Genomic DNA, 17,064 nt, shown 5'->3' with positions numbered 1-17,064 from the left:
TCTTGCATACACATAAAAATTGAATGAATTGGATTAGTTGGAACGCCGTATGCTGGGAAACTCGCTTGTACGGTGTGAAGTGGGGGAAAAGCTGGCGATAACTTCAAATGCTTACCTATCACTATAAGAACAATTACGTGATTTTAAGGCTGAGGCCATATTTTAGTTATTCCATTAAAGGGCCTATCCTTGTTTGAAGAAAATAAAAGCCTAATTTCTTGGTATTTAAAACGGGATATTAGGCTTTTTTTATGTAGATTTCCTTAACGTTGTTAATTGCAACATCCTGGTGCTATCCCTTAATAAAATTTTACTTTTGAAAGTTGAAAATATATAGTATTAATGGTACCCAAAAAAATATTAAGGTACCAATAGTTAAGGAGGCAGAAGGGTGAAAGAGCGAATCATAAATGAAACCATTCATCAAATCCATCAAAAAGGATTTACATTTACCATTAGTGATTTGGCAAAACAATTAACTATCAGTAAAAGAACAGTTTATGAACATTTTTCCTCTAAAGATGAGCTTATTACAGAAGTAATAAATAGGCTTATTTTTCAAATTAAAGAGAAAGAAAAACAAATTGCAGAAAATGAAGAGTTAGATTTATTAGAAAAGATTAAACAGATTCTTATCTGTATTCCAATAGAATTTGATTTAATGGACATTCGTTTATTGTCTGATTTAAAAAGATATCACTATAATCAGTGGGTAAAGCTAGATCAATTTTTAAAAGAAGAGTGGTCGATAGTTCTTCTAATTATGGAAAAAGGTATCGAAGACGGCTACATCAAACCTATCAACCTCTCGTTATTTATAGAGTTATATTTAGGTGCCATTAATCAAATCTATGATCCAAAATTTTTTGTAAAACACCAATTCACTGTCGGAGAAATGCTGCAATCAATTATGGAAATCCTTTTGTATGGAATTTCAAACAAAAAATAAGAAATAGAGGGGAAAATGCGTATGTATTGGATATTTTTATGTTTGGCTATCTTCTTTGAAGTAGCAGGTACTACTACTATGAAGCTGTCAAACGGATTATCAAAAGTAATTCCAAGTGCTTTAATGATTGTTTTTTATATTAGCAGTCTAAGTTTTCTAACACTAGCTTTAAAAAACATAGAGATATCAATTGCTTATGCGGTCTGGTCAGGGATGGGAATTGTTGTGATTACACTTATCGGTTTTTTGTATTTTGGAGAAAGTTTGAGTATCGTCAAGATTATTTCAATCTTATTAATTATTATCGGAGTAGTTACTTTAAACTTTACTGGAAAGGTTTAAGAATCATCCAACATACAAACAAATGAGGAGCAAACAAATGAAGAAGTTAAAGTATTTTTTTATTATTACTGATGTTTCTGATTTATTGGTTGATAACACTTGTTCATGTAATCCCTGAGCAGTATTTATTCAAAGATTACAATCATCCAATTCTTGTTGCATGGAACTGGTCATTTTTACCTCTCGATTTACTTATCTCTATTACGGGGTTTTTAAGCCTTTATTTTTTCGCCAAGCAAAACAAGCTTTGGTGTAGTTTTGCACTAATCTCATTAGCACTAACCTTTTGCTCTGGTTTGCAAGCAATTGCCTTTTGGATCATACGATTGGATTTTGACTGGATGTGGTGGCTCTTCAATTTATACTTGCTTATTTATCCTTGTGTCTTCTTGAAATCAATATTAAGACAGTTAAATAGGGAATTAAGCTTACCGTAAATTTGAATAACAGAATAGCAAAAGAAAGGGAAGACTAGAATCCTTAACGATATTGATAGTTTTTTTTTCTTGTTGAATTAACTAATAACTTTAGTAAAATAATTGAAAGGTTATTTTTACAGATTTTTTCATATTTTTCAATATTCAGCAATCGATGCAATTGTGTAGCAACACCATTACGAAATGATCAAACTTTTTTATAAAAACGAAACTTAGAACTGCTGAAATGAATACATTTTGATCAATCTTTTTTTCAAAATGGATTCTTTTGTATATCGTAAAATGCTGGCTTGTGAGATATTTTTGATCAAACTTTATTTCAAAGCCACAATTGTTCTGGCTTTGAAATAAAGTTGCACCGTTTATAAAAAAGATGCACCGGAATTCCCTATCTCTTTAAAGAAGGGATTTCGGTTTTTCTTGTGAATTAAGAACCTGTTAAGTGATATTTAAGTTATTCCATTAAATGGCCAGATTGTGGAGCAACATATCGGGCTACTAAAAAAAAGAAGGTTTTATTACCTTCCGGATAATTTAAGTTATTTTATTTGAATTTATCCATCCCATTATGAATCGCTTCTTTTACGTTCAATGTGTTGTCCTTAAACACTTTCCGTAGATCATTGAGAGCAAAATAAACCAAAATGAAAACCGATCTCTGAATGATCGGTTTTTTAATTTGCAATAATGTTCCTTCAAAAATTGAACTTCTCACGACTGAAGTCGCAAGATTCCTAAGTACGGAAACTTATCGGTATCTAATTGATTTCTCTTTCATTTGCATATTTAAAACAGAAAGAGGAAATAAATGGATAAAAAAGAATTAAGGAAGGTGAAGTATTGTTTTCGTACTTAGATAAAGGATTTGGAACACCAATTGTATTTATACATGGGTTATGTCAAATGAAATATTCTTGGAATCCACAACATGAATTATCAAATAAATATCGTTTAATCGTACCCGATCTAATTGGACATGGTGATAGTGAAATAAACGATGAAATAACTATATATAACTTTGCATCCAATATTATTAAATTATTGGAACGATTAGATATCCAATCAACATACATATGTGGTTTGTCATTGGGCGGAATTGTAGCACAAGAAATATACAGACAGCGACCTGATTTAGTTAAAGGATTAATCTTAGCAAATACATGTTCATACATACCAATGTTTGCTTATGGAATAGTAAATGGATCAAAACAGTACATAGATAATGGAACATTGATTGATTGTATTGCAAATAGAGGATTGCATAATAAAGCGTACATAAATGAAGCGAAAAAATCATTTTACATAACAGATAGATATATCGAAGCAGCTAAAAGTGCAATGGGGTTAAATTATTTTTATGAGTTATCAAGAATTAAATGTCCAGTATTATTGATTGGAGGATATTTCGATAAAGTAACACCGTTCATAAACGTACATATGATGAAGATGTTTATTAGAAATGCAAAGAGTGTGATATTAAGTTCTGGACATTTGAGTAATATTGAGAAACGTGAAGAATTTAATGAAGCTATTGACAGGTTTGTTGCAGGAAGTGTAGTAAAGTAAATAATTTTTCTTAACGTATTTGTTTTGGTAGTCACAACACGAACATAGCCTGAGAACTTGCAAAGGTTTTAGAAACGATAACTATTCATTTATCGTACCATTTTGCTTTGTACTCATGCATCGTTCTAAATTGTGTCCAAGATACTTCACTGATCGCTTTGGCTAATTTGTGATTCTTTAACATATTGTGAGTTTAAAATAAAGTTGCACCGTTTTACCCGTTTGGATATGGTTATCTTAAGGGGAGTTTTTATAATGAAAAGAAAAGAACAACTGAATGGAAATGTCGATTAAGGAACTGTTAAGAGTTAATAAAGTTATTCTATTAAAGGACGCTATCCTAGAACAAGGATAACTCCCATTTTTCATTTTAGGGCCATATTATTGAACAAAGATTTCGAAAAATTTGGTATCTGAGTTCATAACGGAATTGAGTTTATAAAAGAATGTATTAATACTAAGGGAGTAGTTTATCCGTTTGCTTCTACAACTCCACCGTTCTTCCTTTGCCCCAACTCTTGATCTAACAACAATAAAGCAGATGGATTATCCTTTGCTATTTTTAACCTCTCTACAATGGTTAAGGTTTGATTTTCCTCTTCAATTTGTTCCCTTAAAAAATCTAGAATAATAATCAGGGTTTGAGAATCTACTTGAGTAATATAATCATAAGCTTGCCGGTATGCGTTTGTTACAAAACGTTCATGTTCTAACGCTTTCTCAAAAGTTTCTAGTGGTGTACCAAAATCTGCAGGTTGTGCTGGTATTTCAAGTATTTGTACGATTCCATCTTTACCTGCTAAGTAATCAATAAGCTTTAACATATGTGTTCGCTCTTCGTCTGACTGAAGCTTTAACCAATGTGCCATACCAGTATAGTTTTTACGATTCGCATCGGCAGACATGGCTAAATAGATGGAAGACGATAAATTTTCGAGTTGAATTAAATTATTAAGCAGCTTTTGAACTTCTTCCTTAATCATTTGAATCACACCTTTTAGTTATTTGTCACAAAGTATCTTATGAATTTATTTTTTATATGGTTAATAACTAAGGTTTCTAATTGATTAGGTTATCCCCGTAGTCCCTATGGACCCTAAGAATATTGTTCATTATCAAAACTTCTGTTTATGTTCATATCGGACTATCCATTGGCTAAATATAGCCATTAACTTATGAATGAGGCCTATATTGATAACCATAATAATAAAGCACAAAATAGAATACAAAATAATGGTATATAACGAAGATATCTGTATGATTTGCTTAATAATATAAATACAAATGGGTAAACAAATAATACTTGTAACAATAACAGGGATATATTTTCTTACTATCAATGCTTGAAAACAATGTATGAATAAATGTAAAGTAAAAGCAATAAATGAACCTATCCATAAGTCATACCATTTTGTCATATAGGAAACAACAGTAATGATGCTAATTAAAATGAATTCTTCAGCTACCCCTAAAGCGAAAGCAGATGTTGTCATATGATCAAAATGAGGTAGTAACTTTTTGGATAATGTAGGAAACCTTTCACTTATATAACTTTTATTATTACTTACCCATGCTCTCATAAAAATAATTTCTTCAAAATCATGGAACATAAAAAGTATAGGGAAAAGCCATATAATGACTTGCATATTGTTCATTTATTAACACCTCTTTACACTCTTTTTCTACGTTAATCATTCTGTATTACAACCTTAAAACCAGTAACTTATAATAAAGGATCCATTATGTAGAAATTAACGAATCTATTTGCAACAGTAACCTAATTTGCTTTGCCTTTGGAATTTCTTCATAAGACTTTCAAATAGTGGTAACCTTATACACTTTGGTAAAAATCGTCCTAATCCTTGAAAAATAATTTTATTTGTCATACGCCTCCTGAGTAAATACTCAATATCGTTCAAAAAAAGTATGCTTAATCAGAAATATCAAGTCCTTTTAATATTAAAGTGACTGCATTCTTAATATAGTCGTCACTTTTTAGATGAAATTCAACTGGTGCTCTTTCTCCAACTAAAAAATGCGTTAATAAGGTTGAAAGAAACATTGAAGCTGCCAATTCAATTGTCTCTTTTTCAACAGAACCAGAAGAAGCCCTTGTCAGATGCATGTTGATTTGTTGAGACATTGAATGAATAAGGTCAATAACCTTCACATTTATATCTTTGTTCTGTATCATTTCGGGGGACCAAATAAATGATAAGAAACTTTTATTACGAGATAAAAAATCGAAATATAGATGTCCCAATTGAATTAAAGCCGGAATGGGATCCATTTCCGATAATTCCTTCATCTCCTTGCGCATTGACCCAATAAAAGAAAACTCACGAATTAAATGATTAAGTAGTTCAGTTTTATCTTTAAAATAATAGAATATAAGACCTTCTGCTACACCACTTTTTAATGCAATTTCTTTTGTTGTTGTTGCTTTAAATCCCTGTTCTGTAAAAAGCTTCAATGCAGTTTGTGCAATCTTATCCTTTTTTGATATCAATAAATCCACCTACAATTAGTCTGAAAATTTGAGTGTTTACTCAATTGTAAACCAAATTAAATTTCTGTCAAGATATTCTATTAAATAGATTTATGGATTATTTGAAAAATAATTATATAGTAGAGACTTCCATTTCAGATAAAGGCATTTAGAATAAAGATTAAGACACATATTCGAGATCAATTTTGTTATTTTGATGAAGAGAATGTGAACAAATATCTATTTTAAAAAATATTCTGATATAATTTCAAACTTAACAATCCTAGAGAGTGATTTTTTCTAAATGCATAATTTTTTAGTTGGGGAGAAAAAACGGGAAGAAAATCCTAAAAAGTGCTGAAAAATAAGGAGATAAGCGAGAAAGAAAAAAGGATCATTTATTCCTTCTCGCTTAATGATTTTGGACAAGGTATTTCTATGTGAACAAAATATGAAAACCCTTCCAATTTAAATTTAATATGTTAGAATAACGATGAACTTAGAGATAATAGAGGAGGAAGGCAAATGAAGATGCATGGTATGAAAAAAGCATGTGTAGCAGCAGCCATTAGTGCCTTAATTGTCGGAGGATTTGCTTTTCCTGCAAGCGCTTGCACATCGGTTTTTGCTGGAAAAAAAGCAACTGCAGATGGTTCAGTTATGGTTGCACGTAATGAGGATGTATCAAGTGCATGGGCAAAACATGTAAAGGTATTCCCTCGTAAGGTACATAAAGTAGGGGAACAGCAAAAATTTGTAACTGGACTAACAGTAGATCAACCTAGTGTTTCCTATAAGTATATTGCTGTTCCAGATTGGGATCCTTCAGATGGGCCTTTTGAAGAAGTAGGAATAAACGAATACGGAGTCGCTATTTCAGCTACAAACAGTGCAGATGCAAATGAAAAAGCAATAGCATCTGATCCATTTGTTGATAATGGTGTAACTGAGTCTGTTATTCCATCTTTAGTTTTACCACGCGCTAAAACAGCTCATGAAGGAGCTGAATTACTTGGAAAGTACATTGAAAAATATGGGTCTACTGAAGCAAATGGTCTAGCCATTGCAGATAAGAATGAAATTTGGTATTTAGAGATGGGATCAGGACATCAATGGGTTGCTGAAAGAGTACCTGATAACGCATATCTAATTGTGGCAAATGGATTAAGAATCGATAATGTGAATTTATCCGATACGAAAAACTTCATGGGCTCTAAAACTTTAGTTTCTTATGCAGTTGAAAATGGATTAGTATCAAGCAATGACAATAGTTCGACATTTGATTTCGCATTAGCTTACGGTGATATCGGTCAATTATACAATACTCGTCGGGAGTGGTGGGGTCAAAAGACTTTTACTCCATCAAAAGTCCAAAATGCAGATTTGAAGCGCTATCCATTATTTATGATTCCAGATCAGAAAATCACACCAAAACAAGTGATGAAATTCTTAGGCTCTCATTATGAAGGAACTCCATATGATCCTTCAACAAGTACAGGAAAAGATGAACGTGCTGTTGGGGTAGACCGTACTGTGGAATCCCATGTTATTCAACTAAGATCTAATATGCCGGCTGATATTGCCAATGTTATGTGGCTTAGCCTAGCAAACCCTGAATACAGTGTTTATTTGCCATTCTATCAAGGAGCAACTGACACACCAGCTGCTTATAAACTTGGCAATGACCAATATGATGATCAATCCGCTTACTGGGCTTTCCGTGCACCAGCTGCTTTAGCTGCAACAAGCCCAGATACACTAGGAGTAGGATTGAAAAACTATTGGAATAAATACGAGAATCAATTAATTGCAAATCAAAATTTGGTTGAAAAAAGAGCTACATTACTTTATAAGACTGACAAACAAAAAGCTAATCAGTATTTAACCAAATATAGTAATGACACAGCTAAAGATGCCATCACAAAAGCAAAACAGTTAAGAAATGGATTAATAACGGATATTGCAGGACATGCAAAAGGTATTTTCGATCCAAATCTATAATCCAATAGAATGATGATACTTTGGGGTCAGTTTTAACTGCTAAAAAGCAGTGAAACTGGCCCTTTTTTTGGCATAGTACCACTTATAGCAACAAAGCAGAAATAAAAGGAAAAAATGATTGTGCACATGATGCGACAAAAGTACCGATTCATTACCTACCTAATCGGATAACCAAACTTGGAACCTCAGTTTAAGTGGTAATTATAAGAGATATAATCCCCTTAATTTTAGCCGCCATTCTAGAGTTGTTAGCAATGTCCCCTCTGTGTTTTATCGCAATTTTAGCCCTTTTTATAATATGTATCCAGGGTCAAATGTCAACCCATACGATCTTTTTTTAGAAAATGGCAACAATCGTTTTGACAAATTACACTTTTGTAAAGATGGATAATGAAATGAAAACGCTTTAATATAAAATCATAAAGTAAGACAAAAACGAAAGGAGAAAAGATATATGGATAACACAATTGAAAATAAATCGGGCTTTAAAGTAAAAGTGCAAAAATTTGGTAGCTTTTTAAGCGGAATGGTCATGCCAAATATTGGAGCATTTATTGCTTGGGGTCTTATTACAGCACTATTTATTCCGACCGGATGGATTCCTAATAAAGATTTAGCCACTCTCGTTGATCCGATGATCAAATTCTTACTGCCATTATTAATAGGTTTTACAGGAGGTAGAATGGTCTATGATATCCGAGGTGGAGTAGTTGGTGCAATTGCCACAATGGGTGTCATTGTCGGAACGGATATCCCAATGTTCCTAGGAGCTATGATTATGGGTCCTATCGGTGGGGTTGTCATTAAAGGATTTGATAAACTAGTTCATGGAAAAATTAAAGCTGGTTTTGAAATGTTAGTCAATAACTTTTCTGCTGGTATCCTTGGTGGTATGTTAACCCTAATTGCTTATAAGGGAATTGGCCCAGTTGTTGAAGCGATTAGTAATGTATTAGCATCAGGCGTTCAATTTATTGTAGACCATCATATTTTACCATTAGCAAACGTTTTCATTGAACCCGCGAAAGTCCTATTCTTAAATAATGCGATTAACCATGGTATTTTAACTCCATTAGCATTAGAACAAGCTTCAGATGCAGGAAAATCTATCCTGTTCATGTTAGAATCAAACCCTGGTCCTGGACTTGGTGTATTACTTGCATTCATGATTTTCGGCAAAGGAACAGCTAAAAGTACAGCACCTGGTGCAGCCATTATTCATTTCTTTGGTGGTATTCATGAAATTTATTTCCCATACATTCTAATGAAGCCTCAACTTCTCCTTGCAACTATGGCTGGGGGCGTCAGCGGAACATTTACATTTTCAATCTTTAATGCCGGATTAGTAGCAGCTCCATCACCAGGAAGTATCTTTGCTTACCTAGCAATGACGCCAAAAGGCGGTTACTTTGGAGTACTTGCAGGTGTACTAGTTGCAACCATTGTCTCATTCTTAGTAGCAGCATTAATCTTAAAAACAAGTAAATCAACTGAAGAAGATCTTTCAGAAGCAACAACGAAAATGGAAGAAATGAAAGGAAAGAAAAGCTCTGTTTCTTCCGTATTAGCGCAAACTGAAACAAATACAATTAACCCTAACGAAGTAAAGAAAATTGTCTTTGCATGTGATGCAGGGATGGGTTCCAGTGCAATGGGTGCTTCAATCCTTAGAAATAAAGTGCAAAAAGCAGGCTTGGATATAACGGTTATTAATACAGCTATTAGTAATCTTCCAGATGATGCCGACGTTGTTGTAACCCATAAAGATTTAACAGACCGCGCGATTTCGAAACTTCCTAAAGCTACTCATATTTCTGTAGACAACTTCTTAAATAGTCCAAAGTATGATGAGTTAGTGAACTCTTTAAAAAAGTAAAGGAAAATCAATAAGAAGCCTAGAGCAATATCTAGGCTTCTTTAATTTGATAGGCTGATTCATTAGAGTGTTTTTACTTTTTTTACATAAATTCAAGAGATTTCCTGAGTCTTTTAAGAGGAAAAGGCTTGCTTATTCATTAACATTTAAAGAGACTTATTTAAAAAATGTCAACAACTCCATTGACTAAATAGCATTTAAGTATTGTTGTATATGTGGGTTTCAAGTTCTAATATAATTATTAGATAGTATGTAATTTAAGTTTTTGCAACAATCTAAGATTAGATACTACCTGACACGGAGTGATGAAATTGTATATATCCGCGAGAGAACGACAGCTTCTTGAAATCCTGCTATCTAAAATGGATCAAACCACAGTGAAACATCTTGCTGATCAAATTGGAGTAAGTGAGAGAACGATTCATCGGGATTTAAAGAACGTAGATGATATTCTGAAGGAATATGACTTATTTTTAGAAAAAAAATCGGGTGTCGGTGTTAATATTACGGGAGACCGAAGCAAAATAAGAGAATTGGAAATGTTTTTGTTTAATCTCTCCCATAATGAATATACACCTGATGAACGGCAAACGATTATCCTATGTGAGTTGCTTGAAACAAATGGACCGGTGAAATTGCTTGGTCTTGCCAATGACCTTAACGTCACCATTGCCACGGTCAGTACAGACCTGACAAAGCTGGAAGAGAGATTAAAAACATATGGTTTATCCCTCATTCGTAAACGAGGATATGGAGTGGAAATCGAAGGTGATGAAGGGGCAAAAAGGAGAGCTATGAGCAATCTGATCTCTGAATACCTAGATGAATCCGAGATTCTCTCCCTTACAAGAGAAAATATCCAGAAGTGGTCTACACAGCAAATTCATTCCATTTCGGAACGATTGATGGGCCTTGTTGAAAAAAGAAAGCTCGTGATTGTTGAAAAAATCGTAGAATCTGTTGTCCAGGAATTGCCTTTTACGATGGCTGACAGTGCTTTTATTGGCCTTGTCGTTCATTTGGCATTGGCTCTTGAGCGAATCCAAAAAGGTGAGGGCATTACGATTTCTTCCGTATATCTAGAAGATCAAAAGCTATCTAAGGAATATAAATTTGCAGAAAGAATGGTTTCGGAACTGGAGAAAATTTTTCAGATACCCATTCCTGAAACTGAAATTGCATACATTACAATGCATTTAAAGGGTGCAAAATTAAGGCATGACCATGAATACTTAATCGAGGATTCAAGTCTCCAGGTCGGGATTAAGACGAAAAATCTGATTGATTATATCGGAAAAAGAACAGGAATCGATCTTTCTGATAATCGTTCATTATTTGAAGGCTTAACGCTTCATTTAAAGCCAGCCGTATATCGAATTAAACATAAAATGGGCATCAGTAATCCTTTGTTAGAAAAAATTAAGCGAGATTACACTGAATTGTTCACCATCGTAAAGGAAGCGATTACACAGGTGTTTCATGAATTTCAGATACCGGACGAGGAAATTGGGTACATCGTCATGCACTTTGGAGCCGCTTTGATGGGGAACCGAGAAATAAAGAATCTCAAAACACTTGTCATTTGTTCTAGTGGTATTGGAACATCGAAGTTGTTAGCAACCAAATTACAGAAGGAATTTCCAGAGCTAACGCAAGTCAAAAATGTCTCCTTAATGGAATTTAATAGGCTGAAAGGAGACCATGACTATCAATTAGTGATTTCTACGATTCCCATTCCAGATGAGACCGTAGATTATATTGAAGTGAGCCCGTTTTTAACTACAGAGGAAGTTGGCCGAATTCGGTCCTATATTAATCAATATAAGCTGGTACATGGTTCTGAAAAAAGGCTCTCGATTCCTTTACATCATGAGAACAAGAAAAAAGATCGCTCCACCTTTATTGAAGAAATGAAAAGTATCCATGAATATGCAGGTACAATTGCTACGATTCTTGAAGGCTTCGAATTGGTTGAGATAAGCGATACTCAATCCATCAAAGAAATATTGCATAAACTTTGCATACAACTATCGAATAATCAGAAGATTAACCAACCAGAAGAGGTAGTGAATGCCCTTTTGGATAGAGAAAAGCTTGGTGGATTAGGAATCCCGGGCACACTACTAGCTTTATATCATGCGCGCTCCTCTCATGTGATACAACCGAGTTTTCTTATTGGAGTTTTAAAAGAACCCATCACTATTGTCGGCATGGATGAAAGCGCTGTAGATATGAAATATGTAGCACTGCTCTTATCACCGTTAGTATTCCCCGAAAAAGGATTGGAAGTATTAAGTCAATTAAGTACTTTGTTAATAGAAAGTGAAGAGAGTACAGCTATTTTTCAATCTAATAATCGGGATCAAATAGAAAGTTTACTTACATCAAGATTAGATCAATTTTTCAATGAAAAATTAGCACAAATAAGGAGTGTATAAAATGTCAAAGGGTATTTTAGTCAATGAGAATATTAAGTTAAATGTAGCTTTGTCAACTAAAGAAGAGGCAATAAAATTTACGGGTAATATCCTAGTTGAAAACGGCTATGTAGAATTAGGATATATCCAAAAAATGATGGAAAGAGAAGAGTTAACTTCTACTTATATGGGGAATTTTGTCGCTATTCCTCATGGAACAGAAGACTCCGCGGACTTAGTAAAGTCATCTGGAATTTCTTTTGTCCAAGTCCCTCAAGGTGTTGATTTTGGATCAGGAAATATTGTCAAAATCCTGATTGGAATCGCTGGTAAAGATGGCGAGCATTTAGACATCCTTTCAAAAATTGCCATCGTTTTATCAGAAGTGGAGAATGTCGAAAAGCTTGTTTCTGCGAAATCACCTGAAGAAGTCATTTCAATTTTTGAAGGAGTGAACTAATATGTTAGCTGTACACTTTGGAGCAGGAAATATTGGCAGAGGATTTATTGGAAATTTATTATATCATTCAGGATATGAAACTTGTTTTATTGATGTGAATGAAGAAATTGTTAATCTTCTTAATGAAAAAAGAGAATATCGAGTGGTTCTTGCAGAGCCATCTCAACAAGAGATGACAATCAAAAATGTTCGCGCGATTAATAGCCGCTTAAATCCTGAAGAGGTTATTAAGGCAATTGCAGAAGCTGATCTTGTTACGACAGCTATTGGTCCAACGATTCTTCCAATGATTGCTGGATTAATCGCAGATGGTTTACGTTTGCGCCTAGAGCAATCTGAGAAACCACTAAATATCATCGCTTGTGAAAATATGATTGGCGGAACAAGCTTGTTAAAAGAGAAAATTTTTGAAGTACTAACTGAGGAAGAAAGAAAGCAATTTGCAGAGCGTTTTGGTTTTCCTGATTCCGCTGTTGACCGGATTGTACCGAATCAGGTCAATGAGGATAAACTAATGGTTAAGGTAGAACCTTTTTATGAATGGGTTGTGGAAGAAACCAAACTCGTTGGAGAAAAGCCGGAAATTGAAGGGATTACTTATGTCCCAGAGCTAGTGCCATATATCGAAAGAAAGTTATTTACAGTAAATACCGGGCATGCCCTTGCTGCATATCTTGGCTACCATTTTGGAATGGAGACAATTAACCAAGCGATGGACAATCAACAAGTACGTGACTTAGTTGAGGGGGCTCTTAAGGAAAGTGGAGCTTTCCTAGTGAAAAAATATGGCTTTAACCCAGAGGATCATGCAAAATATATTCAAAAAATTATTTCTCGCTTCCAAAACTCCTTTATTGTCGATGAGGTGACAAGGGTAGCACGTTCTCCAATTCGCAAATTAGGACCAAATGATCGCCTTGTCAGTCCAGCAAGGCAATATGTTGAAGTCATTGGTGAAGAACCGAAATTCCTATTAAAAGGAATAGCAGCTGCTCTTAGTTATGATTTTCAAGGAGATGAAGAAGCCGTTCAGGTTCAGAATACCATTAAAGAAGAAGGACTTGAAGCTGCTATCAACAAATATACTACATTAGATTCAAGCTCTTCATTATTTAATGGAATTGTTGAAGAGTATAGCCAATTGAAAAAATAGCGGCTCTTTTCGTAGCTTTTTCGGACAGTTTTTGCGAAATCCAAAGCAATCGAGTCCAAATCAGAAACCCATTAATGAGGGGAAAAAATCAAATCTGTTTGAAAAAACAATAATCACTGCAAAAACAGTGGAAATGAAAGAACAAGGGAAAAATAATGTCCCTTGTTCTTTTTTACATCAGCAATCATGACCAAAGTGAAGTTACATTCCCTTCAGCAGGTAAAAAGAAAAAAATCAGCAATCATTTGCTGATTTTTAAAATGAAAGATCAGATTGATTTTATTTTTTTGGCGTTTATCCGAGCAGGGGTATACCCATTTTTATCTAATTGTCCTTGAGAAATGGATAATTTTTTTCGTAAATCCTCATGGCTTGTTGCACCAATCAATTCATATGCTTTAAGATAAATCTGTGCTGCTGCATGTGCATCCTCTAGTGCGTGATGGTGCTGAAAAGTAATACCTAAATAGCTGGAAATCACATTTAATTTATAACTTGATAGTCCTGGCCAAGTTTTTTTCGCAATATTGACGGAACAATTATAGGATAATGTAGGATAGGGAATGTTGTATTCATCCAAAACACCGCGTAGAACACTCAAATCAAAACTGGCGTTATGAGCAATAACTAGCTTATTTTCCAGTCTTGGTTGGATATTATCCCAAAGTTCATCAAACTCAGGCGAATGTTGAACATCCTCTGCTGTTATCCCATGAACATAGACATTATAGGAATAAAATACAAGCTTTTTCGGTTTAACCAAGGAATAATATTCATCTATCAGTTTACCGTTTTGATATTCTACAATTCCGATGGAACAAACGCTAGAGCGTGCTGAATTAGCGGTTTCAAAATCTAATGCGACGATATTCATTTATAAACACCTCATTAAAAAGTAACAAAACACCTAAAATTGTATTCCTAATCAAGGTGTTGTTTTTCAGTTATTAGAGCTAAACAGATTTTCTTGAGCAACGATTTGGAAAAAATTCTTTCCATAACTATGCTCTAATAATAGTAAATAAATAGTCTTTTGTGAAGGAAATGTTATGGCAGTCATTCAAGATGTAAAAGGAGAGGGACAAATGAAAGTCATTTCTGTAAAGCAGCCTTGGGCAACATTAATTGCTCTTGGAGAAAAAAGCTTTGAAACTCGTTCCTGGCAAACTAATTTTCGCGGAGAAGTGGCTATTCATGCGAGTAAGAATATTGATCGAATGGCCTGTCAAGAATCACTCGTTATAGAAGTATTGCATAAACATGGATTCATTCTTCCTCATGATTTGCCATTAGGTATGATTCTTGCAACGTGCCAAATTGTAAATTGTTTTGAAGTCAGAGAGGATTTGGAGGATTCAGCATTATTATATGAAGGATTGATGGTATCAGGAAATGAATATCATTTTGGTGATTACCGTAAAGGACGATATGCTTGGAAATTATGTGATGTGAAAATGTTGAATGAACCAATTGCAGCAAAAGGCAAGCTTGGGTTATGGAATTATGATTAATAGATTTACGAATGAAGGGATAGGCAAAGTCTATCTCTTTTTTTATTTGAAATCTATAAAAAATAGTAATACTAATTTATTTAACTATTGAGTATGGCTAAACAAAGCAACAAGTTTTTATGGAGGGAAAATAATAACGGCTCTTTAGCTTTTAAATTTTTACTAAAACTCTTGCAAATAAACATCAGATGGTTTCTAGGTGTTGTTGCGGTTTTATTTGTTTTTTAATCACTAATCTGCTCCTTTCCTTAATAAATGGAAACACAATCTATCCATAATTTGAAGCTTATGTATATTTTTCAGAATCCTTTTACAAAAGTGAGAATTTTTAGCTAATAATCAGTTCCTTTAAAAAATGTTTATGAATAGTATTAAACAAAATCTAATTTAGACGAATGTGGAGGAGAGAAAATTGAAGGCTAGGGAACAAAACGGGATGGAAATTGGAATTTATTCATTAGCGGATTTATACCCGGATCCACAAACAGGTAAAACCATTAGCTCTAAGCAGCGTATTGATGAAATCATAAAAGCAGCAAAAATGGCAGATGAAGCTGGATTAGATGTATTTGGAATAGGAGAGCATCATCGTTTGGATTACGCAGTTTCTGCTCCAGCAACTGTTTTGTCAGCAATTTCACAAGTGACAAAACAAATTAAACTGACAAGTGCTACAACAGTATTGAACACCATAGACCCCGTTCGTTTATTCGAGGATTTTTCAACACTTGATTTGTTGTCAAATGGACGTGCTGAGATCATTGCCGGGCGTGGGGCTTTTTTTGAATCGTTCCCACTTTTCGGATATGACCCAAAGAATTATGATGAATTGTTTGAAGAACACATGGAGCTTCTATTAAAAATAAATGAAGAGGAAGTGGTTATTTGGAATGGACACTATCGTCCTTCCTTGAGGGATGCTGAAATTTCTCCACGTCCCGTTCAACAAAAAATCCCGGTTTGGATAGGTGTCGGTGGGTCTTCGGAAAGTGCTGAACGAGCGGGTAGATTAGGTACAGGTCTAGTATTAGCGATACTTGGCGGTGATCCGAGCTTATATAAACCGCTTGTAGACCGATATCACGTTACAGCTGCTCAATCCGGTCATAATTTTGAAAACTTGAAAGTGGGAGTGACAGGGCACGTTTATATTTCAAAAACGAATCAACAGGCCATAGAAGAATATTATCCTTATCATTCAAATTATTGGCTCCAACTTAATCGCCGCCAGGGGATAAATACGGCTTTTTCAAGAGCTGAATTTGAGCAGATGACAGGAAAAGAAACAGCCCTTTTAGTTGGAAGCTCCCAGCAGATTATCGAAAAAATCTTGAGTCAATACGAGCTGTTTGGTCATCAAAGGTTTATTGCACAGTTGGATATAGGTGGTATGCCCTTTAAAAAAGTCGCCGAAAATATTGAACGATTGGCAACAGAAATAGCACCCGTAATACGAAGGGAAACAAAGAAGTAAGTAAACCAAATTATGTCAATCTTGTAATAAGCAAGCTTTATTAACCTGTTGCAATCATATATGGAATGTATTAAGAATCCTCTTTCCTGAATGGCTATCTATTGAATAAATTGGATAAAGATATATTATTATTAGCTTAATAGTAAGCAGAAGAATAATAAGAACTTTGTGAGACCAGTTCTTATATGACCATATCTATCTTATAGATGAGGATTATCAAAGATTAGAGATAGTAAGATTAGTTTGTCCTACTATCTTTTTTGAATGAATGAACTAGTAAAATACACATTGTTAACAATGGTAATGAATATTAGCTTTGTGAATCTGATCTATTGATATTACAGTGTGATCGTATATATATCTGTGGTGAAATAGATTTGAAGGAATGGT

Annotated in this window: 14 protein-coding genes and 2 pseudogenes; 11 read left to right on the top strand and 5 right to left on the bottom strand. The window is 34.1% G+C overall.

The window, feature by feature from the left end; translation table 11 throughout:
* Positions 1–391 precede the first annotated feature (391 nt).
* From ACE38V_RS21445 to ACE38V_RS21430, 4 genes and pseudogenes are all read left to right on the top strand, one after another.
* Entirely contained in the window at positions 392–949 is a 558-nt protein-coding gene (locus ACE38V_RS21445; RefSeq protein ID WP_375844589.1) for a TetR/AcrR family transcriptional regulator, read from the top strand.
* Positions 950–970: 21 nt separating this feature from the next.
* The gene (locus ACE38V_RS21440; protein WP_375844587.1) at positions 971–1,291 is read left to right on the top strand and encodes a DMT family transporter; all 321 of its coding nucleotides are present in this window, start codon (positions 971–973) and stop codon (positions 1,289–1,291) included.
* A 37-nt stretch (positions 1,292–1,328) separates the two neighbouring features.
* Positions 1,329–1,728: pseudogene (locus ACE38V_RS21435) on the top strand (DUF5360 family protein).
* An 840-nt stretch (positions 1,729–2,568) separates the two neighbouring features.
* On the top strand, positions 2,569–3,294 hold the full coding sequence (locus tag ACE38V_RS21430; protein WP_375844585.1) for an alpha/beta fold hydrolase: 726 nt from the start codon (positions 2,569–2,571) through the stop codon (positions 3,292–3,294).
* A 9-nt stretch (positions 3,295–3,303) separates the two neighbouring features.
* On the opposite strand, the pseudogene ACE38V_RS21425 reads toward ACE38V_RS21430, so the two are convergent.
* From ACE38V_RS21425 to ACE38V_RS21410, 4 genes and pseudogenes are all read right to left on the bottom strand, one after another.
* Positions 3,304–3,481 (bottom strand): annotated as a pseudogene (locus tag ACE38V_RS21425) (zinc ribbon domain-containing protein); the annotation flags it as partial.
* Between the two features lie 283 nt (positions 3,482–3,764).
* The gene (locus ACE38V_RS21420; protein WP_375844583.1) at positions 3,765–4,277 is read right to left on the bottom strand and encodes a ferritin; all 513 of its coding nucleotides are present in this window, start codon (positions 4,275–4,277) and stop codon (positions 3,765–3,767) included.
* Between the two features lie 132 nt (positions 4,278–4,409).
* Positions 4,410–4,949, bottom strand: coding sequence for an HXXEE domain-containing protein (locus tag ACE38V_RS21415; RefSeq protein WP_375844582.1), 540 nt, complete (start codon positions 4,947–4,949; stop codon positions 4,410–4,412).
* A 275-nt stretch (positions 4,950–5,224) separates the two neighbouring features.
* Positions 5,225–5,803, bottom strand: a complete 579-nt coding sequence (locus tag ACE38V_RS21410) for a TetR/AcrR family transcriptional regulator (RefSeq protein ID WP_375844580.1) — start codon at positions 5,801–5,803, stop codon at positions 5,225–5,227.
* Positions 5,804–6,307: 504 nt separating this feature from the next.
* On the opposite strand from ACE38V_RS21410, the gene ACE38V_RS21405 reads away from it, so the two are divergent.
* From ACE38V_RS21405 to ACE38V_RS21385, 5 genes are all read left to right on the top strand, one after another.
* Positions 6,308–7,783: a C69 family dipeptidase gene (locus ACE38V_RS21405; RefSeq protein ID WP_375844578.1), complete on the top strand. Its 1,476-nt coding sequence runs from the start codon at positions 6,308–6,310 to the stop codon at positions 7,781–7,783.
* A gap of 454 nt (positions 7,784–8,237) precedes the next feature.
* Positions 8,238–9,659, top strand: coding sequence for a PTS mannitol transporter subunit IIBC (locus ACE38V_RS21400; protein WP_375844577.1), 1,422 nt, complete (start codon positions 8,238–8,240; stop codon positions 9,657–9,659).
* A 311-nt stretch (positions 9,660–9,970) separates the two neighbouring features.
* On the top strand, positions 9,971–12,097 hold the full coding sequence (locus ACE38V_RS21395; protein WP_375844575.1) for a BglG family transcription antiterminator: 2,127 nt from the start codon (positions 9,971–9,973) through the stop codon (positions 12,095–12,097).
* A 1-nt stretch (position 12,098) separates the two neighbouring features.
* Positions 12,099–12,536 carry a PTS mannitol transporter subunit IIA gene (locus ACE38V_RS21390; protein WP_375844573.1) on the top strand — a complete coding sequence of 146 codons (438 nt, stop codon included), beginning with the start codon at positions 12,099–12,101 and terminating at the stop codon, positions 12,534–12,536.
* Position 12,537: 1 nt separating this feature from the next.
* Positions 12,538–13,689 (top strand): mannitol-1-phosphate 5-dehydrogenase, encoded by a 1,152-nt coding sequence (locus ACE38V_RS21385; protein ID WP_375844571.1) that lies wholly within the window; start codon positions 12,538–12,540, stop codon positions 13,687–13,689.
* A 268-nt stretch (positions 13,690–13,957) separates the two neighbouring features.
* Here ACE38V_RS21385 and ACE38V_RS21380 read toward each other — a convergent pair whose 3' ends face one another.
* Positions 13,958–14,563 (bottom strand): 3'-5' exonuclease, encoded by a 606-nt coding sequence (locus ACE38V_RS21380; protein ID WP_375844569.1) that lies wholly within the window; start codon positions 14,561–14,563, stop codon positions 13,958–13,960.
* Positions 14,564–14,738: 175 nt separating this feature from the next.
* Here ACE38V_RS21380 and ACE38V_RS21375 point away from each other — a divergent pair, with 175 nt between their 5' ends.
* Together ACE38V_RS21375 and ACE38V_RS21370 are read left to right on the top strand one after the other, a co-directional pair.
* Positions 14,739–15,200, top strand: a complete 462-nt coding sequence (locus ACE38V_RS21375) for an ASCH domain-containing protein (protein ID WP_375844567.1) — start codon at positions 14,739–14,741, stop codon at positions 15,198–15,200.
* A 412-nt stretch (positions 15,201–15,612) separates the two neighbouring features.
* Positions 15,613–16,674, top strand: coding sequence for an LLM class flavin-dependent oxidoreductase (locus tag ACE38V_RS21370; RefSeq protein WP_375844566.1), 1,062 nt, complete (start codon positions 15,613–15,615; stop codon positions 16,672–16,674).
* The last annotated feature ends 390 nt before the right edge of the window (positions 16,675–17,064 follow it).

Source organism: Cytobacillus sp. Hz8 (assembly GCF_042263505.1).
In the GTDB taxonomy this organism is placed as follows: Bacteria; Bacillota; Bacilli; order Bacillales; family Cytobacillaceae; genus Bacillus_BE.
The sequence above is the reverse complement of the archived record's forward strand: the minus strand, read 5'-3'. Positions and strand labels throughout refer to the sequence as shown.

Coding starts and splice junctions, on each gene's coding strand:
- ACE38V_RS21440 (WP_375844587.1), top strand. CDS start 971: ATGTATTGGATATTTTTATGTTTGGCTATCTTCTTTGAAGTAGCAGGT.
- ACE38V_RS21420 (WP_375844583.1), bottom strand. CDS start 4,277: ATGATTAAGGAAGAAGTTCAAAAGCTGCTTAATAATTTAATTCAACTC.
- ACE38V_RS21415 (WP_375844582.1), bottom strand. CDS start 4,949: ATGAACAATATGCAAGTCATTATATGGCTTTTCCCTATACTTTTTATG.
- ACE38V_RS21405 (WP_375844578.1), top strand. CDS start 6,308: ATGAAGATGCATGGTATGAAAAAAGCATGTGTAGCAGCAGCCATTAGT.
- ACE38V_RS21400 (WP_375844577.1), top strand. CDS start 8,238: ATGGATAACACAATTGAAAATAAATCGGGCTTTAAAGTAAAAGTGCAA.
- ACE38V_RS21390 (WP_375844573.1), top strand. CDS start 12,099: ATGTCAAAGGGTATTTTAGTCAATGAGAATATTAAGTTAAATGTAGCT.
- ACE38V_RS21385 (WP_375844571.1), top strand. CDS start 12,538: ATGTTAGCTGTACACTTTGGAGCAGGAAATATTGGCAGAGGATTTATT.
- ACE38V_RS21380 (WP_375844569.1), bottom strand. CDS start 14,563: ATGAATATCGTCGCATTAGATTTTGAAACCGCTAATTCAGCACGCTCT.
- ACE38V_RS21375 (WP_375844567.1), top strand. CDS start 14,739: ATGGCAGTCATTCAAGATGTAAAAGGAGAGGGACAAATGAAAGTCATT.